The organism is Colwellia sp. RE-S-Sl-9 (assembly GCF_048296855.1).
Classification (GTDB): Bacteria; Pseudomonadota; Gammaproteobacteria; order Enterobacterales; family Alteromonadaceae; genus Pseudocolwellia.
Genome location: NZ_CP182631.1, coordinates 2,741,300 through 2,763,020, shown reverse-complemented (window position 1 = coordinate 2,763,020; position 21,721 = coordinate 2,741,300). Strand labels below are relative to the sequence as shown.

The following is a 21,721-nucleotide window of genomic DNA, read 5'->3' as shown; positions in this document are numbered from 1 at the left end:
GAAATAATCTAACCATCCTCTATACTATTTAAGTTAACACAAATTTTACATTTTGCATTAATTAGCTACATTAATATTAAGATATTTTTTAAATAAAAGTATTTATCTTATATGTCTAGTGTCGTTAAGTGTTTATTTTATCGTATTTTAATTACTTAATCTTAACGAGTGTATGCTCAATGCCATTAATAAAATATTTTGAGAAATATCAGGCTCCACATTTATATATTGTAAAACCTTTTTCGGAGAGTAAGCGTGATGTTTTACCGATAGTCTTTTGCATGATAGGTTCATATTTGAGAAAGCTGTTAGCCACAATGAAAACATGAGCATTATTACGTAAATATTGTTTGATACCACTTAAAAAACTTTCCGTAGCTTGATAATTAGTCGTAACGCCTTGATGAAAAGGAGGGTTTGACACAACAACGTCATATTTATTTTTTACTTCGGATAAGCTATTAGAAGCAAATACGTTACCGGATAAATTATTTAATTTTAGTGTTTTGTGTGATGATTCCAGTGCGAGCGCATTTACGTCTAATAAGTTGAGTTTTACCTCTGGATACTTTTTCCCGATAAAGTTTGCTATAACTCCTGCACCACAACCAAAATCTAGCATATCTCCGCTTTTAATTGTGGGTAGGTGTTCTAGTAACACTCGAGTACCTTTATCTAAACCTTTGTGGCTGAACACACCAGGTAATGCTGCAACTTTTATTTGGACTTTGTTTATATCAACGTCGTAATAACTATACCAGTCATCTAGTTTAAAAGGAGGGATAGTTGCGAGACTAGCAGCAAACAGCAAGCAGTGCCGCGCAGAATCAAATTTTTGACAATTAACTAAGGTTTTTTCAGCCACCTTTTCAAGTGATTTTATGCCACTTTTGTTTTCACCAACTATAATTATTTTCGTATTTGGCGTTGTTGCGTGAGCAATCATACTTAAAGTAAAGTTTAGCTCTGCTTTACTCTTGGGAAATGCGATAATAACTAAATCGTGTTTTTTTTCTGTTTGATAATTAGCTGAAAATGAACAGTGAATATTTTTGTTGTGTAGATGTAAGGAATAATCTTCAAAATTTGTGTTATAGCAAGAAAGACTAGCTTGAGGGAAATGCAATAAATATTCTTGAATAAAACCATCATGCTTTAGGTTGATAAATAAAGGTTGGATGGCCTCTAGGCTATTAATATTTCTTGATAAAATTTGGTTTACATTATTTGAAGACATACGGGTTCACTGATACGACTATATAATTATCGTGCATTCTACTGTAATCATTAGCCTGATCCTAATGGGTTGATCAATTGCTAATTGAAAAAAACATTTTATTTACATTTTTTTAACGTTAAAATAACATTATATTATTGATCGACAGTTATGGAGTAACTTATTTTTAGCAAATTAAAAGCATGGATGAAAGTACATTGGTTACAAAGTCATATGCGTCGGTCATTTTTAACCTACAGATTTTATAATCTCCCTTTATTTTTTGGTAATAAACCTATAGCAGATGTGTATCTGTCATTAAACGATCCGCATAGTTTTATGCTGGTGCAAGTGCTTGCAGATATCGAAAAGCGATTTAATTTAACGTTTAAATTATATTTAGTTGCAGAAACCACGCCGAGTTCTGAAGTAAATATACCCTTAGTAAAACAATGGGCGCTCAAAGATGCGAATTATATTGCCAGTAAATATGCTTTATCTAGCGTTAAATCATTCCCAACAGTAAAAGCGTTAGTAACAGGGCAGCAAACGTGGTTGTTAACTGTAAAAAACGTACAAGATGCGTTAACGGTTTTTAATGATACGTGGTTAGATAATTATACAGATCATTTTCCTTTATCGACTCCAGTGATCACTGCACAAATAAATAACCAGCGGAGGCTTTTTAGAAGAGGAAGCCATGCTACTGGTTCAATATTTTTTTGTGGCGAATGGTTTTTAGGAATAGATCGTTTAGAACACTTAGAGTTTCTTTTAAATGATAAGGGATTGTCTAAAGAAAATGAAACAGTTATCTATGACAAAAACACCTTACAATTATTTGATAATAAGTCAGTAAAGTCCTTAGAAACTACCCTTGAAGCTTATATTTCTATAAATAGTCCGTTTGCTTATATAGGATTAATACAAGCAAAGAAGTTAAGCGATAAATATCAAGTTCCTCTTGTGATAAAACCTTTAGTTCCTATGAGTATGAGAGGTGTTGTAATGCCAGAGTATAAGCAGCGATATATGCTGTTAGATGCTGCAAGAGAGGCAAAAAAATTAAATATTTCTTTTAAAGGTTATGTTAATCCACTCAAAGAAGGGGTTATAAACATATATAAAATTTTTGTGTTTGCAGAGAAAAACAATAAGTCGTACGAATTTATTGAAGCTGCTTTTGAAGCGGTATTCGTAGAAGAACTTGATTTATCTCTAGATAAAAATATAAAGAAAATTTGTGCTCAGGCCGGTATTAGTTATGAAGATGCTATCGAATATGGCAAAGATAACGACTGGCAACTATGGTCAGACAATAACCATCTTACATTAAATAATATGGGCTTATGGGGTGTTCCTTGTTTTAAATATAAGGAAGTAAGTTGTTGGGGACAGGATAGATTAGTGCAAATAGAAGATGCTATATTAGCGAGCTAGATGTAATCGTTTATTACGGGTAGTGAGTTGAATAACATTTCTAAAGAAGTCATGCACGTTGGTGAGATGGCAAGCGGTGCGCAATTAACCGTTCCAGTATATAGAATTAAAGGTCGTGAAGGTTTTCCTAGCGTGTATATTCAAGCCAATATGCATGGCGCTGAAGTTCAAGGCAATGCAGTTATATTTCAATTGCTTGAAATTTTAAAAGATACAAAAGTTAATGGTGACATCACCTTTGTTCCTTACGCAAACCCTGTAGGTTGTAATCATAAAAATGGTGAATATACGTTAGGCCGATTTGATCCTATTACGGGAGTGAATTGGAATCGCATGTATTATTTTGATGAAAGTATCATTGCTCCTTTTGTTGAACAATATAAAAATGCACAACCGTCTGATATTCAAGCCGCATTCAAACAACAACTTATCGATAGTATTGATAAAAAACTTCAAAACAACGAGTTTGGTCTTACAACAGGGCAAAGAATTGCTTACCAGTTACAGCAACTCGCCCATCAAGCAGATATTGTTTTAGATTTACATACAGGGCCCATTTCTAGTAAACACTTATATTGCCCTGAATATGCGCAAGAAAGTGCATCGTATTTTAATATTCCTCATACCATATTGATCCCAAATGTTTTTAGCGGCGCATTAGATGAGGCGACATTTTGTTCGTGGTGGACACTACAAGAAGCACTGAATAACGCAGGAAATACTTTTTCAATAAGCTCGAAAACGTGCGTTAAAGAAAGTTTTACTGTAGAGCTTGGTTCTCAAGAGCAAATAGATTTAGCGGAAGCTTATCAAGATGCCTTAAGTATTTTAACTTACCTACAAAGTAAAAATGTGATTGAAAATCCGTCATTAAAACCAGAAAGTATAAAACGTTACGCATGCTATTTAAAAGATTATAAAGCTTACTATTCTCCCATGGGAGGAATGGTCGATTATCTTGCTGAATTTGGAACACCATTACCAGCAGGAAAGCCTTTAGCTCAAATTTTACGTATGGATAATTACGGTGATGGTGAGCCGTTACATAAAATCACCTTAGATTACGATGTATTACCCATATTGCACTTTGCATCAGCAAGCGTAAATCAAGGTACTGAATTGTATAAAGTGTTTACTCGTTATTTTACTTTGTAAGTTAATTCATTCTGAACAGGTCTACCTATATCTATGATTAATAAAAATAAGATAACGATTGTATAATGGTTTTTATATTAACCTTACTCTCTTTAGTGGCGTTTGCTGCTAATTCAGTTCTTTGTCGCATAGCATTAGGCCAAGACTATATTGATCCCGCAGGGTTTACTATTATTCGCCTTTTATCTGGCAGCATTGCTCTTTACCTGATCTTGATTTTTCAGCAATATCGTCAAAAAGAAGAGAAAAGTACCGATAAACAAGGAAATGGAATTAGTTCTAAGTTGGCTAAAGGTAGCTGGTTAGGTAGTGTTTTGTTATTTGTTTATGCGCTTTCATTTTCTTATGCTTATGGATATTTAGATACTGGAACGGGGGCACTTATTTTGTTTGGTTCTGTTCAAATATGTATGGTTTTATCTGTTTTACTTACTAAGCATAAATTACTAAAAGCAGAATGGTGTGGTTTAGGCTTAGCTTGTATTGGCTTTATTTATCTTATTTATCCGGATTTAACGACACCTTCTTTGATTGGCTTTATTTTAATGATGTTATCTGGCATTGCTTGGGCGGGTTACACTTTAATCGGTAAGGGGTCAAAGTCTCCTCTAATGGATACTTGTTATAATTTTTTCCGTACTATCCCGTTTGTTCTTGTGTTGACGCTACTTACTATTTTTACTACAGAGTATTCTCATCGCGGTATTTTACTTGCTGTTTTATCTGGCGCTGTCATGTCGGGAATAGGATATGCTATTTGGTATAGTGCTTTAACAGGTTTAACAACAACTAAAGCTGCAGTACTTCAGCTTTTAGTACCCGTTATCGCAACTTTAGGTGGTGTTTTATTTATGAATGAAGTCATGACAACCCGCTTACAAATATCGACAATAATGGTGCTAGGAGGGATTGCCCTTGTTCTACTGAGTAAGCGGTTATACCAATCTCAATAATAAAATAGGTATAACTGATCATTCAATGTAGCAATGTAAGCTTGTGGAGTGTAATGACTAAAAAGTGATGTTAGCTTTGAGGTAAGCGATTAACTCTTTAAAATATTTCGCGGGCTTTTCTGCTTTTGCTTCTTTAGTTGCTTGACGTACTAGCTGACGAAGCTTTTGTCTTTCCATTGTAGGATGTTCAGCAAGTAAAGACTCGATAGATTCATTACCGCCCTCAATTAGCTCATTTCTTAGCGCTTCTAATCGAGTATGCTTAACCGCTTCTTGTTGATGTTTATTTGCCATAACATCCATAGCTTGATGAATAGGTTCCAGATCTGTTTCGGCCAATATTTTTGCAATATGCCGAATGTGTCTACGTAATGCCTCATGCTTGTTGAGAATTTTGTCTGCCAGAATCATAGCGTCTTTTAGCTCTTCAGTTAAGGGTAGACGACTACGTTGATGTTTAGACATTTCTACTAATTTTTGTCCAAAATCTTGTAATTTGTGCATTTCACGTTTTATTTCAGATTTACTTTTTAAATCTTCATCTAATTCGTCGATATCGTTAGCAGACTGGGGCATAATGTTTGTTAATATAATTGAAATTAGCAATAGTATACTACACCTAGGTAATCCAAAAATAGATAATCTACAAAATAGTAGGCAAGCTTATTGTAAGTATTTCATCAACCACTAAATATATTAGAGACTTAAATTTAACCATGACAGAATCAAACGGTATTATTAGCCAACTTGAACAAGTAAAAGATCGCGTATCTAAAGTATTAGAATTAGCTGAGTCACTCGGTGTTGATTCTGCTGAAGTTGCGATGAGCAGACAACAAGGCTTAAGTGTTGGTACTCGTATGGGCGAAGTAGAAACGGTCGAATTTACCAATGATGGTGCTTTAGGGCTAACAGTATATATTGGAGGCCGTAAAGGTAGCGCGTCAACTGCAGACCTTTCGGAAGGAGCATTACAGCAAGCTGTGCAAGCAGCGGTAAATATTGCTAAGTATACCTCTATTGATGATTGTTCTGGTTTAGCTGAAAAGTCTTTACTTGCCATGGAGCCAGAAAACTTAGATTTATATCACCCTAAAGCAATGAATACTGATCAAGCCATTGAAATAGCCAAGGCGTGTGAAGAAAGTGCATTAGCTTACGATAAGCGTATTACAAATTCAGATGGAGCAAGTTTAGATACATTTGAAGGTTTTAAAGTATATGGTAATACACATGGACAGCTAGTGGGGTATCCGAGTACTCGACACAGTTTAAGCTGCGTAATGATCGCTGGTGAAGGTGACGATATGCAACGTGATTACGCTTATACAGTGAATAGAAAGTTTGATCTGTTAGATGCTGCTGCAACCGTAGGTAAACAAGCTGCGATTGAAACATTATCAAGATTAAATCCACAAAAACTACCTACGGGTAAAGTGCCTGTAATGTTTAGAGCGGATATTGCTAATACTATTTTTGGCCACTTTATTGCAGCTATTAGCGGTGGTAACTTATATCGAAAATCGTCATTTTTGTTAGATTGTGTGGGTAAGTCGGTATTCCCTGATTTTTTAAATATCAGTGAACGACCTCATATTAAAGGGGCGTTAGCCAGTAGCTCGTTTGATAGTGAAGGTGTTAAAACTATTGATAGAGAAATTATTACTAAAGGCTGTTTAGAAACATATTTATTAACCACATATTCAGCTCGAAAACTTGGTTTAGAAACCACAGGGCATGCGGGAGGCATTCATAATTGGGTATTAAATGCCGAAGGCGAAGGTCGAGGTGGTAATTTTGATCAAATGTTGAAAAAGCTTGGTACAGGCTTTTTAGTTACTGAGCTTATGGGCCAAGGTGTGAATGTTGTAAATGGTGATTATTCGCGTGGTGCTGCAGGCTTTTGGGTAGAAAATGGCGAGATAGCTTTTCCTGTTTCTGAAGTGACGATAGCGGGTAACTTGCAAGATATGTTTAAAGGTTTAATCGCTGTAGGTGATGATGTTGATATGAGAGGAAGTATCCGTACAGGCTCTTTATTAATGAATGAAATGCAGGTTGCTGGAAATTAATTAATCCGAACTTGAGTGAATTAATACTCAATGACTTTTCATTATCATTAAAAACGCTCACTACTAAGGTAATGGGCGTTTTTTATAACTAACCTGAACTTTGGTTAACGGGTTTTATAATATTTTGATTTATAATAAATATTTATAAAAAGCACTTGGTATACCTTGAGTTTTTATAAGACAATTAAGCTCAGTGAGGAATTTAAGAGTATATCAAGGCGTGTTTGCGTATCAATAACAATAACTGGTTTATTGGAAGTAAAAACAACGCAGATAGGCGCTTAAATAGCGTTATTGAGTAAAGTAGCTTAACCAAAGTTCAGGTTAACTAAGTTAAAAGTAAGGTCGCTGTGCCTAAAAAGGCAAATATACCTACTACATCTGTTACTGTGGTTAATATTACGCTACCCGCTAAGGCAGGATCAATATTCATACGTTTAAGTAATAATGGTACTGATACGCCAGCTATTCCTGCTGCTGTCATATTCATTAACATAGCAAAGGCGATAACAGCACCTAAAGTAAAGTCTTGTTTCCATATAGCGACAACACTCGCAATGAGTAGCGCCCAAATGAGGCCATTAAGAAAACCAACAGCAAGCTCTTTTAATAATAAGGTTTTAGAGTTACTTTCACCGACATGTCCTAGTGCCATACCGCGTATGACAAGCGTTAATGTTTGATTTCCTGCAACTCCGCCCATACTAGGTACAAGAGAGTTAAGTACGGCTAAAATAGCAAGTTGTTCAAATAATCCTTCAAACATACTGGTAACGGCTACTGCGAGTAACGCCGTGATTAAGTTAACACCTAGCCAGATAGAACGTTGTTGCGTACTTTTTAATACGGGAGCGAAAGTATCGGCTTCGTCATCTAAACCCGCCATACTCATCATAGAGTGCTCAGCTTCTTCACGAATTATATCGATAACGTCATCTATAGTAATACGACCTAGTAAATGTCCGTTATCATCAATAACGGGTGCAGAAAACCAGTCATACCTTTCAAATAATTGAGCAACTTCATTTTCAGGCATGTTAACTGAAATCGCTTCTATGTCTTTGTCGATAAGGGTTGATGTTATAACATCTGGCTTTGCTGTTACTATTGCGGCTAGAGACACTGAACCGATAAATTTATCAGACCTGTCCACCACATAAAAAGAATCGGTAGACTCAGGTAGCTTACCTTTTAAACGTAAATACCTTAATACCACATCTACCGACACATCAGGACGAATGGTAATGGTGTCGGTATTCATAATACCGCCAGCAGTATCCTCCTCGTATGATAATGCTTGCTCCACACGACTTCTGTCTTGAGAGTCCATTGAGTTTAATACGCTTTGATAGGCGCTATCGGGTAATGTTCTTAGTACTTCCGCTAAATCATCTACATCCATGCCCTCAGCAACAGCTGCGAGCTTTTCAGGATGCATACTTTTTAGAATGCCTTTACGAACTTCTTCATTTAGTTCTTCTAGAACATCCCCATGATTGTCGGGATCGATAAGTTGCCATAAAACAGTACGACTTTTAGGAGGAGATGACTCTAAAATTAAAGCTAAGTCATAAGAGGGCATGTTTTGCAGTAACTTTCGAACGTAAACAAACATACCGCTACCGAGTGCGGCATTAACTTCTAGGAGTTTTTGTTGGTTATATTCTTGTTCTGCAATTTCTGGCATAAAACCCTTCATTTAGCTTCTTAGGCGGATTATGTTTACTTCATACTTTGAATTCTACTGAAAAAGAACTCGTAATAATTGATGTTGTGTTATATCAAGTTGAATCATAAATGGCTAAGTGGCCAATTAATTAACTTGGTATCATTTATGAGTAACGCTAAATAGTACACATTATCTGTATTGAGTATGACAATATTTGGGGGTACTTATGACAGTTAGTTTAACTTAACTTAATTGTTTTTTCAGCTTTTTTCTAGTGAATGTTGTGATAGAGAACTTACAACGCGGTTATTCTTCTTCGTCAAATTTGTCAGAAAACAATTGGCAAATACTTTTTATTGCTTCTTCCGCATCAACACCTTCCGTTACAACTGTAACGGTTTTACCTTGGCTACCAGCTAATAGCATTAACCCCATAATACTACTTGCATCAGCAGAGTTATCATCTAAAGAAACAGTTACTGAGGTATTAAATTTTTGACATAACTGTGCCAGTTTTGTTGCCGCGCGGGCATGTAAGCCAAGTTTATTAGTTATAACTAGGGTTTTTTCACATTTTTTCATGGGATAACCTTATATCTACGCCACCCTTAGGTACTTGCTATGGTGATGTCTCTGTGTCGTGATTGAACATCTTCGCGTTCTTTTCTTAAATTATTTGCTAGAAGCTCAGCTATGTAGACTGAACGGTGCTTTCCGCCAGTACAGCCAATAGCAATGGTAACATAACTTCGGTTGTTACGTTCTAAGTGAGGTAACCAGGTCATCATAAAACTATTAATCTGCCATATAAATTTAGTGACTATGGGTTGGCTTGATAAATAGTCTTTTACCGGTTGATCTAATCCTGTATAGGCTTTTAATTCTTTATCCCAAAAGGGATTAGGAAGAAAGCGTGCATCAAACACATAATCAGCATCTTGCGGTACGCCATGCTTAAAACCAAATGATTCAAATACAACCACCATAGAGCCAGACTTTTTACCCAAAATACGCTCTCTTACTAAATCTGCAAGTTGGTGAGGCGATAGTTGGCTGGTATTAATGTATAAACCTGTACGGGTAGATATTGGTTCTAATAATTTTTTTTCCAAGGCGATAGCCTGATCGAGAGCTATATTTTGCTTAATGAGAGGATGTAACCTTCTTGTTTCACTGAATCGTCTAATTAAATCACTGTCATCAGCATCTAGGTATAAAATATTTAAATCAACAGTACTAGGGAGATAGTCTAATATTTCAGAAACATCTTGAGGGTTGTTAGGTAAATTACGTACGTCAATGCTCACTGCGACATTTTCATAATCATTGATAACGGTATGTGTTAGTGCCGGTAGTAAATTAACTGGAATATTGTCGACACAATAATAACCTAGATCTTCTAACACTCTTAATGCGACAGACTTTCCTGAACCAGAACGTCCACTTACTATGATTAACTTCATTGAACTGTTCGTTCCTTTTTATAACGACTAATTTCTATTTTCTTGAATAAGATTATACAAAGCTTCATTGCTTTGGCATTTACGCACTTGTTTTGCTATTTGCTTATCACTGAATAGCTTAGCAATACTCTGCAAAGTGGTTAAATGTTCTTTACAAGCGTCTTCGGGAACGAATAACGCAATAAAAATATCAACAGGCTTGTTGTCGATTGCGTCAAAATCTACAGGTATATCGGTAGTTACAATAATTGCTACAACTGATTTTGCATTAGGTAAACGACCATGAGGAATAGCAATACCGTTGCCTATTCCTGTTGATCCTAGTTTTTCTCTTGCGATTAGGCTTTCGAGTAATTCGTATGCACTATGTTCAACAATTTTATCTGCTGCTATGGTACAAATTTTATCGAGAACGCGCTTTTTGCTAGAGCCAGATACTGCACAAAATGTGCAATCTGGCATTAAGATATCTTGCAAAGTCATAATTACTACTAAAGCCTGTTTTTTATAGGTTAATGGTGGGTTGTTTTGCCTTTGTGTTTTAATATTTGACGATCTAGTTTATCGATTAAAGCGTCAATTGAGGCATACATATCATGGTTTTCTGCTGTAGCATGTACTTCTGTTCCCTTTAAATGAACAGTAGATTCAGCTATTTGATTTGATTTTTCAATGGTTAACACAACATGAACATTATTGATCTGATCAAAATGACGTTCTAATTTTGAAAATTTCGTATTAACGTATTCGCGTAAAGAGTTTGTGATTTCTACATGATGACCAGTTAAATTGATTTGCATAAGTTAAACCCTCTTTTAGTGATATTTGAAAAATTAAATTAAACTTTTTCGTTGGTTTGATGGTGGAATGGACAACGATTCTCTATATTTTGCTACGGTTCGACGAGCCACTTGTATACCTTGCTCGGCGAGTATTTCTGCCATTTTATTATCACTTAATGGTTTGGCAGGAATTTCTGCGGCGACAAGTTTTTTGATAAGCTCTCTGATTGCTGTTGAGGAGCAATCGCCACCATTTTCGGTACTAACATGGCTGGAGAAGAAGTATTTAAGTTCAAATATACCTCTTGGTGTATGCATATATTTTTGTGTTGTTACACGTGAAATAGTAGATTCATGCATTTCAACGGCTTCGGCTATATCGTTTAAAACCATAGGTCGCATAGATTCAGGGCCATGCTCAAAAAAGCCTTGCTGGCGCTGAACAATACAATTAGACACTTTTAATAGTGTATCGTTTGTTGACTTCATGGTACGTGTCATTGCTGCATATTGTTGGTTAACAGACAACTTAGGCGCGGTATCTGGATTTAACTCAACAACCCAACGACCATTTTTCTTTTCAACGGATACGTCAGGAATAACATATTGATCGTCACTTTTAACTACGCTGTCACCAGGACGAGGATCTAATGATTGAATTAAGCGAAGGACTTCACGTAATTGATCTTCTTTTAAGCGTGTTTTACGCATTAACTGACGATAATCTCTACTACCTAGTAGATCGATATAATCTTTAACAACTTGCTTGGCTTCTTTTAACCAAGGCGTTGTTAGTTCAAATTGATTCAGTTGAATCAATAAACAATCAGAGACTGAACGAGCCCCTACACCTACAGGATCAAATACGTTAATTCTTTTTAGTACTGCTTGTATTTCATCGAGTTCAACACCTTCAATGCCAACACAGTCTAAAATATCTTCACAGGAAACGGTTAAATATCCAGATTCATCTATGGCTTCAATAATCGCTATTGCAATGGTTTTGTCTGTGTCACTAAAAGGTGTTAATTCCATTTGCCATAAAAGGTGATCTTGCAGCGAGTCTTTAGTTTCGCCTTGGTAGGTATAATCTTCAGAAGGAGAGCTAATGCTACCTGTGTTTGATACGCCAGCACTGTAGCTTTCGTCCCACGTAGTATCCATGTTTAACTCTTCAGGAATATCTGTGTTTCCCATGGCTTCTGTGGTTGTCATTTCATCTATAGTTGGGGAAGAGTCTTCAGTGCCGTCTGTTTTTTTTGAATCTATTTCTTTTGTCGCATTTGCGGAAAATGCATCTTCTAAATTATTGACTGATTCATCTTGGGTATTAGAAGGACTTTCATCAACTTCTAGCAAAGGATTACTCTCCAATGCCTCTTGAATTTCTTGTTGTAAATCCAACGTAGAGAGTTGCAACAGCTTGATGGCTTGTTGTAACTGCGGTGTCATCGTTAGATGTTGTCCGATACGGAGTTGTAAAGAAGGGCGCATCTACGTATTTTTTATCCTATTCATTAATAATACAAAACGATAAAACAATATAAATATTGTTGACTGCTTATAGATAACTATAGCGTAAATTGTTCACCAAGGTATACATCTCTTACATGCTGATTGGAAAGTATTTCTTCAGAGGTCCCTTCAGCGATCAGTTCACCATGACTTACAATATACGCATGCTCGCAAACATCGAGTGTTTCTCGAACATTATGGTCTGTAATTAATATACCTATACCACGTTGCTTTAAGTGAATAATAATTTTTTTTATGTCGCCAACAGAAATAGGATCTACGCCGGCAAACGGTTCATCTAATAATATAAATTTTGGGTCTGCGGCAAGTGCTCTGGCTATTTCGACTCTGCGGCGTTCACCACCAGATAAGCTCATACCTAAATTATCTTTAATATGACCAATATTAAATTCTTCCAATAAGTGCTCTAATCTTTCTTCTCGTTCGATTTCATTAAGGCCTTTTTGAGTTTGTAAGATGGCCATAATGTTATCGTATACACTTAGCTTTCTAAAAATTGAAGCTTCTTGTGGCAGATATCCAATACCTTTTCTAGCGCGTTCGTGCATAGGTAATAAGGTGACGTCTTCATCGTTAAGAACAATAGAGCCTTCATCGTTAGGAACAAGGCCGACTATCATATAAAAAGAAGTGGTTTTTCCTGCACCATTAGGCCCTAGTAAACCTACGATTTGACCAGCGTTGACCTTTAACCCTACATTTTTTACAACCTTACGACCTTTGTAAGATTTAGCTAAACCTTTTGCGATTAACGTTGAGGTAGTCATGACTTATTGAATGTCCTGAGATAAAGTGGGTTTTGTTTTTTCTTTGGGCTGAATAACTGTTTTTACTTTATCGTTTTTATTACTTTCAGCATTTACGTATTCTGTTTCTGAGTTATAGGTAATTTTACTACCGCTTACTTCGCTACCATCTTGTTTCAGTAACGCTTGCCCAGATATGGTTACGGTATTTAAAGACGGTTCATATCTGATTTCATTAGCTTGAAGATTAATAGGTTTACCGTCTTCTAATGTTTGTTCAAAGGTTGCAGGCTTACCTTTTGCTATATAGGTTTTTTCACCTGTTGTTGTGTCTGTAAGTACTTGCACTAAATCAGCTTTGATGATCAATGTACCTTGTTTAATAACAACATTATCGATGTAGCTGAATATTTTGTTTTTAAGATCAGCTGACTGACGGCTGGCGTCAATACTTAGCTCTTGATTTAAATCAATTTTTTTAGCTAAAGCACTCGTGCTTGCTAATGACGATAGTAAAAGCAGTAGTAAGCTACTTTTTAATTTTTTTGAAAATAGTTTGCACATGTTCGGTTAGTGTCATCTGTTTGGTGTTAATATCAACAATTAGCCCAGAGCCATACATAGTAAAGCCATTACCTAAAACGACGATAGCTTGTTCTGAACTAATAATATTTGTATTTAAATCTAATTCTATTGATTTACCATGAATTTCTTGTATCAAGCTATCAGGATCAGTAGCTTCTATTTTTACTCGGTTTTTTAAGCTTACACGGTTGTTCTTAAACAGTGTGCCTTCTTTTGAACTGACTTTCCATGGAACATTTTTATTTTCTGGATATATCGTTAAGCTTGGAAACTCAAAGTGTGTAACTTCTATATCTGAATAGTGCTCCATTCTTTGAGCATCAATTATATGGCTTAGCCCGCCTTTATTATTAAATGTGTTACTTTTTAACGATTCGGCAATAAAATCAGGTGTTAATTCAGTAGCAACATTTTCAGTTATTTGTTCTTTGGATTGCAACCACTCAACTAAGCCGTATGCAATACCAGCTAATAATAAAGCAAAAAAAGCTAAGCTATATAGCCGAGTCATATACTAGCGCCAGTTGCATGTTCAAGTGTCCCTTGAGTTTGCATAATTAAATCGCACACTTCTCGTACTGCACCAAAACCACCTTTGGTATAGGTGGTGTAATGAGCAAGTTGTAATATTTGAGGATGAGCATCATTTACGGCAATACTTAAGCCAACATAAGCCATACATTCATAGTCAGGCATGTCATCACCAATATAAGCGACTTGTTCAGGCGCACAATTCATTTGGGTTAATATTTCTTTTAATGCGGGTAATTTATTTTCTTGGCCCTGAATAATATATTTTACATTGAGAGCCGTCATTCTTGTTTGTACAATATTTGATTGTCGGCCAGTAATTACTGCAACATCAACTCCGCTTGCACCTAATGCTTTTATGCCATAACCGTCTTTGGTATGGAAAGCTTTTAGCTCTTCGCCATTATTTCCTAAATATATTCGTCCATCTGAAAATACCCCGTCGATATCACAAATAAAAAGTTTTATTTGTTTGGCTTTGTCTAGAATGATTTGTTCGACATGTCCGTAAAGTGTGTTCATTTATATGATCCCCGATTTCAGAAGGTCGTGCATATTCATCGCACCAATAGGAGTATTGTTTTCGTTAACAATAATAAGACCATTAATTTTTTTGTCTTCCATTATTTTTAATGCTTCAGCGGCTAGCATATCGGGAGGTGCGACTGTAGGATCCTTCGTCATTACACTTGTTATCTCATCTTGATGAATATCTACTTTTTGATCTAAGATTCTACGTAAATCGCCGTCAGTAAATAATCCAACCAATTTGTTGTCATCAACAATAGCCGTCATTCCTAAACCTTTTAATGACATTTCAACGAGTGCATCTTTAATTTTTGCCGTACTTTGTACTACCGGTACGCGCTCATTGCTATGCATTACATCAGATAATCGTAGTAATAATCTTTTACCTAAGCTACCACCAGGGTGAGATAATGCAAAATCGTCAGCAGTAAAACCTCTCGCGTTGAGTAAGGCTACAGCTAATGCATCTCCCATAACTAAAGTGGCAGTGGTACTTGATGTAGGCGTTAATCCTAAAGGACAAGCCTCTTGAGAAACTTTAATACAAATGTGAGTGTCAGCTATATCAGCTAACGTTGAATTTGCATTACCTGTCATGGCAATTAACTTGCTGCCCATGCGTTTAATTACGGGAACTATAGATAAAACTTCAGCGGTTTCGCCTGAGTTAGATATGGTTAACACAACATCATCTTGTCTGATCATGCCTAAATCACCATGACTTGCTTCACCAGGGTGAACAAAAAAAGCGGGTGTTCCTGTACTGGCTAATGTCGCTGCTATTTTCCCACCAATATGGCCAGATTTTCCCATACCAATAACAATAACTCGTCCTGTACAGTTAAACATTAACTGACAAGCTAATTCAAAATCATCGTTTATATATTGTTTAATATCTTCGATGGCTTGTTTTTCAATATCAATAACATTGAGAGCCAGTTGTTTAAATTGTTTCATGGATGTCGTCTCGTTAATTTATTTCAATGGCGAGAAAAGTAATATTTGATACGCAATGAAAATACCCAGTAAAAGTAAGCCTTTGAGACGAGTGATTCTGAAATTACCTAACTTACGAGTAAAACAAATAACAAAGAGCAGTAAAGTCACTCCTAACATAATAGGCGCATCACGCGTCGCTGCCTTTTCATCAATATCGCCCGGCGCTATCAATCCAGTTAATGATAATACAGCCAAGATGTTAAATATATTCGATCCTATGATATTACCTAAAGCTAAATCATCCTCTTTTTTAATGATACTAGCAATACTCGCTGCAAGTTCTGGCAAACTAGTACCAATAGCCACAATTGTTAAACCAATGACTAAGTCACTTATTCCAAAAGAGCGTGCAATAAACTCAGCTGAATCTATTAAATAAGAGGCGCTTAAAGGGAGGAGTATCATGCCAACAACTAACCAAAGTACAGACATGCCAGTGCTAACTGGTTCAGGAACATCACTTTCAGCACCTAAAATTAAAGGGTCATCTACTGGCGCTGTTTTAGCTCTTCTTAATGTAATAACCAGTAGTGCAATTATGTAGGCAAAAAAACCGATAATAAGAATTAAGCCTTCAGTAAAGCTAAAGTGATAATCTGACAGCATCCAATAGGCTAATGCTGTAACAGCTAAAATAAGTGGGATTTCACGTTTTACGGTGCTTGAAGAAACCGTTAATGGTTGAAGCAATGCCGTAATACCTAAAACAAGGGCTATGTTGGTTATGTTAGAGCCTATCGCATTGCCAATAGCTGTATTAGGATTGTCTTGTAGTGAAGCTGTTGCGGCAACCATCATTTCAGGAGCTGATGACCCCATGGCAACTATAGTTAAACCTATTATCATTGGAGAAATACCTAAATTTCTCGCAAGTGAAGAGGCACCAAATACAAATTTATCAGCACTCCATACCAAAACTACAAGTGCTACCAGTAAAATTAAAACTTGAATGAACATTAACGACTCCCATCAGTTAAGGTAAATTGTCGCTGGTTGAGGACAAAATAAAAAGAAGTTTTATCAAAACCTACAGAAAAATTTTAATTATGCTCATTGATTAATCAATTTTTAACTAAATAGCGAGGAATATGATGATAATAAAGCATGCATTTAAAAACTTAGCTAAGAGGTTCTTACAATTTCTTACACTTATAGACGTTTCCTAACGTTCTTTGAACACATTTAATCACTAATTTCTAATGAAGTATTTCACGTGCTGGGTTAGAATTCTTTCGTACTTAAACTAATTTACAGTGATGTCCTTTAATAATATGCCAGATAATCTTGTTGATATTAAAAATATGTCTTTTAAGCGTGATGAACGTGTAATTTATAATGACATTAGCTTATCCATTCCTAAGGGAAAAGTTACGGCTATCATGGGGCCAAGTGGAATTGGTAAAACAACTTTATTAAGATTGATTGGCGGGCAATTAAAACCGCAGTCAGGCAGTATTATGTTTAAAGGGCAAGATATACCAAAGCTTGCTCGCAATGACTTATATGAGTTACGTAAAAGCATGAGTATGCTTTTTCAAAGTGGTGCGCTTTTTACCGATATGTCTGTTTACGACAATATCGCTTTCCCTATTCGCGAACACACTAATTTATCTGAAAAACTGATCGAAAAAATAGTATTAATGAAGTTGGAAGCTGTTGGCTTACGCGGCGCTCGTCATTTGAACCCTAACGAATTATCAGGTGGCATGGCACGAAGAGCTGCTTTGGCGCGTGCTATAGCGTTAGATCCAGAATTAATACTTTATGACGAACCTTTTGCGGGTCAAGATCCTATCTCAATGGGAGTAATTGTTCGATTAATTAGCGCTTTAAATGATGCTTTAGGGCTAACTTCTGTGGTTGTTTCACATGATGTACCTGAAGTGATGAGTATTGCTGATTATATTTATATTATTGCCGAACAAAAAATTATTGGGCAAGGAACACCGGAAGAAATTTCAGCGCAAACGTCTCCTTTAGTTCAACAATTCATTAAAGGTGAATCAGATGGGCCCGTGCCATTTCATTATGCTGCACCTTCTTATCACGATGAATTAATAGGCAAAGGAGTTTGAAAATGAATTTTATTCAATTACTTGGCCGTAAAGTTATCAATCGATTAATTGGTTTGGGTAAAGCCATTATGTTGCTTGGTTCAGCTTTGGTTCATGTTCCTAATGTTAGAAAGGGAACACCATTATTGATTAACCAACTCTATGCGGTAGGAGTACAATCATTAATTATTGTGATGGTGTCGGGTTTATTTATTGGCATGGTGCTGGCTTTGCAAGGTTACACTATACTTGTTGGCTATGGTGCTGAAGCTAGCTTAGGGCCTATGGTGGCACTTTCTTTATTAAGAGAATTAGGTCCTGTAGTTGCGGCCCTTTTATTTGCGGGTAGAGCGGGGTCAGCTTTAACCGCTGAAATAGGCTTGATGAAAGCAACTGAACAGCTTTCTAGTTTAGAAATGATGGCTATTGATCCTTTAAGACGAGTGATAGCTCCAAGATTTTGGGCAGGTTTTATTAGTTTACCTTTATTAGCCGCTATTTTTTCAGCTGTTGGTATTTTAGGTGCACACCTTGTAGGTGTTGATTGGCTTGGTGTAGATGGCGGTACTTTTTGGTCTGTTATGCAATCACAAGTGGACTTTAGTAAAGACATTATGAACGGTGTTATAAAAAGTTTATGTTTTGCTTTTGTTGTAACATGGATTGCTGTTTATAAAGGGTATGAATGTATACCTACGTCAGAAGGTATAGCTAAAGCAACAACGCAAACCGTTGTACAGTCGTCATTACTCGTTTTAGCATTAGATTTTGTATTAACCGCATTAATGTTTACTAAGTAGTTTTCGTCATAGTATACATAACGTATTTAAATTTTATTATTGGTTGGTGAAAGACATGTTGTCTAAAAAAATTGAATTAATGGTTGGGCTTTTTGCAGCTCTTGGTATTGCCGCTTTATTGATGTTGTCATTAAAGGTTGCAGATAGTGGAATTTCAGGTAGTGGGGAAACTTACCAGCTGTATGCCAAGTTTGACAATATAGGTGGTTTAAAGGTTCGCTCACCTATAAAAGTAGGTGGTGTACTTGTTGGTCGAGTAAGTAATATTGCTTTAGATGCCCAAGATTACACACCCGTTGTTACGTTAGATATTGATGCCCAGTATAACAATTTTTCTGAAGCAACTTCCGTTTCTATTTTAACGGCTGGTTTATTAGGAGAGCAATATATTGGGTTATTACCTGGATTTATGGACGAATCAGTGGGCACATTACAATCAGGTGACTTTATTGAAGATACTAAACCTGCTTTAGTACTCGAAGAGCTTATTGGGCAGTTTTTATTCAGTCAAGGAAACGATTAACCTTAATAAGGTAGGTTTATTATGATTAAAGTATTATTAACGGTATTACCATTATCAATTACAACGTCTTTAATGGCGAACGAAGCACCAAAATTGTCTCAAGAACTTACGACAGTTTATAGTCAGCCGTCATCAAGCGAGCGTATTGATAAAAAAGATCCATACTTGATGATAGAAAAAGTCGCTAAAAAAACATTTAAACGTTTTGCTAATGAGCAGTCGGCTATTCAAGAAACGCCAAATTTGCTAAAAACTATAGTGAGTGAAGAATTGATGCCATATATTGATTATAAATATTCGGCATATAAAGTCATTGGGGCTCAAAACTTTAAGCAAACTACTGATAAAGAACGTAAAGCATTTGTTCCTGTTTTTAGAGATTATTTAATTACTTCATACGCACAAGTATTCACCTTGTATAAACAGCAAAAAGTAACTTTTGAACCACCAAAAACATTAACTAATGAAAAGATCGTTTCGGTTGATACTGCAGTTATTGAACCGGGACGAGATCCTATTAACATTTCTTTTAGAGTGCGTAAAAACAATAAAACGAATGATTGGAGAGCGTATGACATGGTAGCTGAAGGTGTTAGTTTGCTAGATAGCAAACAAGCAGAGCTATCTAGTATTATTCGCCAAAAAGGCTTACCTCACGTTACTGAAATGCTAAAAGAAAAAAGTAATAGAGATATTGTTTTCAAAGATGGTGACCATTAATGGCAACAATCGATTGGATATATGAACAAGATACTGCGGTTTTTAAAGGTGAACTTTCAATGAATACTATTGATATCGCTTTTGAGAATAAAACCGTTGATACCTTTCATAACAAAAGTTTGGTTGTTGACTTAGGTGGTATTGTAAAAGCTGATACGGCTGGTTTAGCTTGGCTTTTACGTTTAGTTGAAGAAGCAAAAAAAACAAAGTCTGAAATAAGTTTTCACAATATACCGCAAGATTTGTTAAAATTAGCAAAGCTAAGCGCGGTTGATTTATTCCTTCCAACCAAAATTTAATAAAAATGTAACTAACACTAAGTTAGTTACATACTTAAGGTAATCCTGTGGAAAATTCAGATATAGAAAAATTAATTAATGATGCTGTTAAACTTGATGAACTACATGTGAAATTTGACGGCTCTCAATGTAAAGTTATTGCGGTTGCTGATTTTCTTGGTGAATTAAGCCGAGTAAAAAAACAACAAACTATTTATTCGCCTTTATCAAATGCTATTAAAGAAGGTGCTATACACGCAGTAACTATAAAAACATTTACCACGACTGAATGGAAGCGTGAAAAAATGTTTAACCTCCCTCTATAAATTTAATCTTAAAAGAAGAAAACATTGGACGCATTTAAAATAAACGGTGGTAATCCACTACGTGGCGAAGTAGTTATTTCTGGTGCTAAGAATGCAGCATTACCTATTTTAATGTCTGCATTATTGTCAAAAACACCCGTAACTTTTCATAATGTTCCAAAATTGAATGATATTGAAACAACCATTAAATTACTGAATCAGTTAGGTGCTAAAGCCCAATGGATTAGTGATAATTCGATAATGATTGACGCAAGTACGATTGATCACTGTAAAGCCTCTTATGAATTAGTAAAAACTATGAGGGCATCTATCTTAGTGCTTGGTCCTTTACTTGCTCGATTTGGTCATGCTGAAGTTTCTTTACCCGGTGGTTGTGCTATTGGTGCTAGGCCCATTAATTTACACATTCATGGATTAAAATTAATGGGGGCCGACATTAAAGTAGAAAATGGCTACATTAATGCGAAAAATTCGGGCCGTTTATCTGGCGCTACTATTTTCATGGATACGGTTAGTGTTACAGGAACTGAAAATTTAATGATGGCTGCAGCATTAGCTGAAGGTACAACTATTATTGAAAATGCTGCTAGAGAGCCTGAAATTGTAGATTTAGCTAATTGTTTAAACTCTATGGGAGCTAAAGTAACAGGTGCCGGTGCTGACACATTAGTTATTGAAGGCGTAGCTGAATTAACAGGTTCAGAGTATTCCGTAATGCCAGATCGTATTGAAACAGGGACGTTTTTAGTGGCTGCAGCGGTAACTCAAGGGAAAGTAAAATGTTTGAACACAGATCCTAAAGCGTTAGATGCCGTTATAAGTAAACTTCAAGAAGCGGGTGCTGTCGTTGAGACGGGGATTGATTGGATTGAGTTAACTATGGATAAAAGGCCTAAAGCTGTCAATATCCGTACAGCACCTCATCCTGCATTTCCTACCGATATGCAAGCACAGTTTGTTACTTTAAACGTTATTGCTGAAGGTATGGCAACAACGACTGAAACTATTTTTGAAAATCGTTTTATGCATGTTCCTGAATTACAAAGGATGGGTGCAGATATTTCATTAGAAGGTAATGTTGCTATCAGTCGGGGAGTTGATACCTTAACTGGCGCACAAGTTATGGCTACAGACTTAAGAGCATCGGCAAGTTTGGTGATTGCTGGTTTGGTTGCAATTACTGAAACGCAAGTTGATAGAATTTATCATATTGATCGTGGTTATCAACATATAGAAGATAAATTAACAAAACTAGGTGCTGATATTAAACGGATCCGCGTTTAATCACTGCGCAATATATATTCATGTCATTCCACTTATTATCTAGGTGGAATGACATCATAAA

The 21,721-nt window shown here is 36.0% G+C and carries 25 protein-coding genes; 11 read left to right on the top strand and 14 right to left on the bottom strand.

All coding sequences use genetic code 11. The annotated features are described in order from the left end of the window. Positions 1–208: 208 nt before the first annotated feature. Positions 209–1,237: a methyltransferase gene (locus ACM9HF_RS11940; protein WP_473608451.1), complete on the bottom strand. Its 1,029-nt coding sequence runs from the start codon at positions 1,235–1,237 to the stop codon at positions 209–211. Between the two features lie 186 nt (positions 1,238–1,423). On the opposite strand from ACM9HF_RS11940, the gene ACM9HF_RS11935 reads away from it, so the two are divergent. The 3 genes from ACM9HF_RS11935 to ACM9HF_RS11925 all read left to right on the top strand — a co-directional run bounded on the left by ACM9HF_RS11935 (position 1,424) and on the right by ACM9HF_RS11925 (position 4,764). Further along, positions 1,424–2,656, top strand: coding sequence for a DsbA family protein (locus tag ACM9HF_RS11935; protein ID WP_473608448.1), 1,233 nt, complete (start codon positions 1,424–1,426; stop codon positions 2,654–2,656). Between the two features lie 27 nt (positions 2,657–2,683). Next, positions 2,684–3,811 (top strand): succinylglutamate desuccinylase/aspartoacylase family protein, encoded by a 1,128-nt coding sequence (locus ACM9HF_RS11930; RefSeq protein WP_473608445.1) that lies wholly within the window; start codon positions 2,684–2,686, stop codon positions 3,809–3,811. Between the two features lie 65 nt (positions 3,812–3,876). After that, on the top strand, positions 3,877–4,764 hold the full coding sequence (locus tag ACM9HF_RS11925; protein ID WP_473608442.1) for a DMT family transporter: 888 nt from the start codon (positions 3,877–3,879) through the stop codon (positions 4,762–4,764). Positions 4,765–4,821: 57 nt separating this feature from the next. Here ACM9HF_RS11925 and yjgA read toward each other — a convergent pair whose 3' ends face one another. Next, positions 4,822–5,340, bottom strand: a complete 519-nt coding sequence (yjgA, locus tag ACM9HF_RS11920; protein WP_473608438.1) for a ribosome biogenesis factor YjgA — start codon at positions 5,338–5,340, stop codon at positions 4,822–4,824. A gap of 140 nt (positions 5,341–5,480) precedes the next feature. Between yjgA and pmbA the strand changes: the two genes are divergently transcribed. Further along, complete coding sequence (gene pmbA / locus ACM9HF_RS11915) at positions 5,481–6,836, top strand: metalloprotease PmbA (RefSeq protein ID WP_473608434.1); 1,356 nt, start codon at positions 5,481–5,483, stop codon at positions 6,834–6,836. Positions 6,837–7,164: 328 nt separating this feature from the next. On the opposite strand, the gene mgtE is transcribed toward pmbA, so the two are convergent. The 12 genes from mgtE to ACM9HF_RS11855 form a co-directional block, all read right to left on the bottom strand. Then, positions 7,165–8,523 (bottom strand): magnesium transporter, encoded by a 1,359-nt coding sequence (gene mgtE, locus ACM9HF_RS11910; RefSeq protein WP_473618294.1) that lies wholly within the window; start codon positions 8,521–8,523, stop codon positions 7,165–7,167. Between the two features lie 288 nt (positions 8,524–8,811). Beyond that, positions 8,812–9,087 (bottom strand): HPr family phosphocarrier protein, encoded by a 276-nt coding sequence (locus ACM9HF_RS11905; protein WP_473608430.1) that lies wholly within the window; start codon positions 9,085–9,087, stop codon positions 8,812–8,814. Between the two features lie 26 nt (positions 9,088–9,113). Next, entirely contained in the window at positions 9,114–9,968 is an 855-nt protein-coding gene (rapZ, locus tag ACM9HF_RS11900) for an RNase adapter RapZ (RefSeq protein ID WP_473608426.1), read from the bottom strand. 27 nt (positions 9,969–9,995) lie between these two features. Next, complete coding sequence (gene ptsN / locus ACM9HF_RS11895) at positions 9,996–10,451, bottom strand: PTS IIA-like nitrogen regulatory protein PtsN (RefSeq protein ID WP_473608423.1); 456 nt, start codon at positions 10,449–10,451, stop codon at positions 9,996–9,998. A 29-nt stretch (positions 10,452–10,480) separates the two neighbouring features. Then, positions 10,481–10,768 carry a ribosome hibernation promoting factor gene (gene hpf / locus ACM9HF_RS11890; RefSeq protein ID WP_473608420.1) on the bottom strand — a complete coding sequence of 96 codons (288 nt, stop codon included), beginning with the start codon at positions 10,766–10,768 and terminating at the stop codon, positions 10,481–10,483. Between the two features lie 33 nt (positions 10,769–10,801). Continuing rightward, a complete protein-coding gene (rpoN, locus tag ACM9HF_RS11885; protein WP_473608416.1) occupies positions 10,802–12,244 on the bottom strand; it encodes an RNA polymerase factor sigma-54 in 1,443 nt (480 codons plus the stop codon). Positions 12,245–12,321: 77 nt separating this feature from the next. Continuing rightward, positions 12,322–13,053 carry an LPS export ABC transporter ATP-binding protein gene (gene lptB, locus ACM9HF_RS11880; RefSeq protein ID WP_473608412.1) on the bottom strand — a complete coding sequence of 244 codons (732 nt, stop codon included), beginning with the start codon at positions 13,051–13,053 and terminating at the stop codon, positions 12,322–12,324. A gap of 3 nt (positions 13,054–13,056) precedes the next feature. Further along, positions 13,057–13,596 (bottom strand): lipopolysaccharide transport periplasmic protein LptA, encoded by a 540-nt coding sequence (gene lptA / locus ACM9HF_RS11875; RefSeq protein WP_473608409.1) that lies wholly within the window; start codon positions 13,594–13,596, stop codon positions 13,057–13,059. Next, positions 13,562–14,128 carry an LPS export ABC transporter periplasmic protein LptC gene (gene lptC, locus ACM9HF_RS11870; RefSeq protein WP_473608405.1) on the bottom strand — a complete coding sequence of 189 codons (567 nt, stop codon included), beginning with the start codon at positions 14,126–14,128 and terminating at the stop codon, positions 13,562–13,564. Before lptC ends, lptA begins: the two co-directional genes overlap by 35 nt. Then, on the bottom strand, positions 14,125–14,670 hold the full coding sequence (gene kdsC, locus ACM9HF_RS11865; protein WP_473608400.1) for a 3-deoxy-manno-octulosonate-8-phosphatase KdsC: 546 nt from the start codon (positions 14,668–14,670) through the stop codon (positions 14,125–14,127). Before kdsC ends, lptC begins: the two co-directional genes overlap by 4 nt. Continuing rightward, on the bottom strand, positions 14,671–15,525 hold the full coding sequence (locus ACM9HF_RS11860) for a KpsF/GutQ family sugar-phosphate isomerase (RefSeq protein ID WP_473618293.1): 855 nt from the start codon (positions 15,523–15,525) through the stop codon (positions 14,671–14,673). 126 nt (positions 15,526–15,651) lie between these two features. Beyond that, positions 15,652–16,632, bottom strand: coding sequence for a calcium/sodium antiporter (locus ACM9HF_RS11855; RefSeq protein ID WP_473608397.1), 981 nt, complete (start codon positions 16,630–16,632; stop codon positions 15,652–15,654). A 314-nt stretch (positions 16,633–16,946) separates the two neighbouring features. Between ACM9HF_RS11855 and mlaF the strand changes: the two genes are divergently transcribed. The 7 genes from mlaF to murA are packed head-to-tail and all read left to right on the top strand — an operon-like array spanning position 16,947 to position 21,660. Further along, on the top strand, positions 16,947–17,750 hold the full coding sequence (gene mlaF / locus ACM9HF_RS11850; protein WP_473608393.1) for a phospholipid ABC transporter ATP-binding protein MlaF: 804 nt from the start codon (positions 16,947–16,949) through the stop codon (positions 17,748–17,750). A gap of 2 nt (positions 17,751–17,752) precedes the next feature. Continuing rightward, positions 17,753–18,529, top strand: coding sequence for a lipid asymmetry maintenance ABC transporter permease subunit MlaE (gene mlaE, locus ACM9HF_RS11845; RefSeq protein ID WP_473608390.1), 777 nt, complete (start codon positions 17,753–17,755; stop codon positions 18,527–18,529). Between the two features lie 55 nt (positions 18,530–18,584). Continuing rightward, positions 18,585–19,052: an outer membrane lipid asymmetry maintenance protein MlaD gene (gene mlaD / locus ACM9HF_RS11840; RefSeq protein WP_473608387.1), complete on the top strand. Its 468-nt coding sequence runs from the start codon at positions 18,585–18,587 to the stop codon at positions 19,050–19,052. 21 nt (positions 19,053–19,073) lie between these two features. Then, positions 19,074–19,772 carry an MlaC/ttg2D family ABC transporter substrate-binding protein gene (locus ACM9HF_RS11835; protein ID WP_473608383.1) on the top strand — a complete coding sequence of 233 codons (699 nt, stop codon included), beginning with the start codon at positions 19,074–19,076 and terminating at the stop codon, positions 19,770–19,772. Next, the gene (locus ACM9HF_RS11830) at positions 19,772–20,071 is read left to right on the top strand and encodes an STAS domain-containing protein (protein ID WP_473608380.1); all 300 of its coding nucleotides are present in this window, start codon (positions 19,772–19,774) and stop codon (positions 20,069–20,071) included. Before ACM9HF_RS11835 ends, ACM9HF_RS11830 begins: the two co-directional genes overlap by 1 nt. A 47-nt stretch (positions 20,072–20,118) precedes the next feature. Further along, a complete protein-coding gene (locus tag ACM9HF_RS11825; RefSeq protein WP_076420108.1) occupies positions 20,119–20,376 on the top strand; it encodes a BolA family protein in 258 nt (85 codons plus the stop codon). Between the two features lie 24 nt (positions 20,377–20,400). Further along, entirely contained in the window at positions 20,401–21,660 is a 1,260-nt protein-coding gene (murA, locus tag ACM9HF_RS11820; RefSeq protein ID WP_473608375.1) for a UDP-N-acetylglucosamine 1-carboxyvinyltransferase, read from the top strand. Positions 21,661–21,721: the final 61 nt, after the last annotated feature.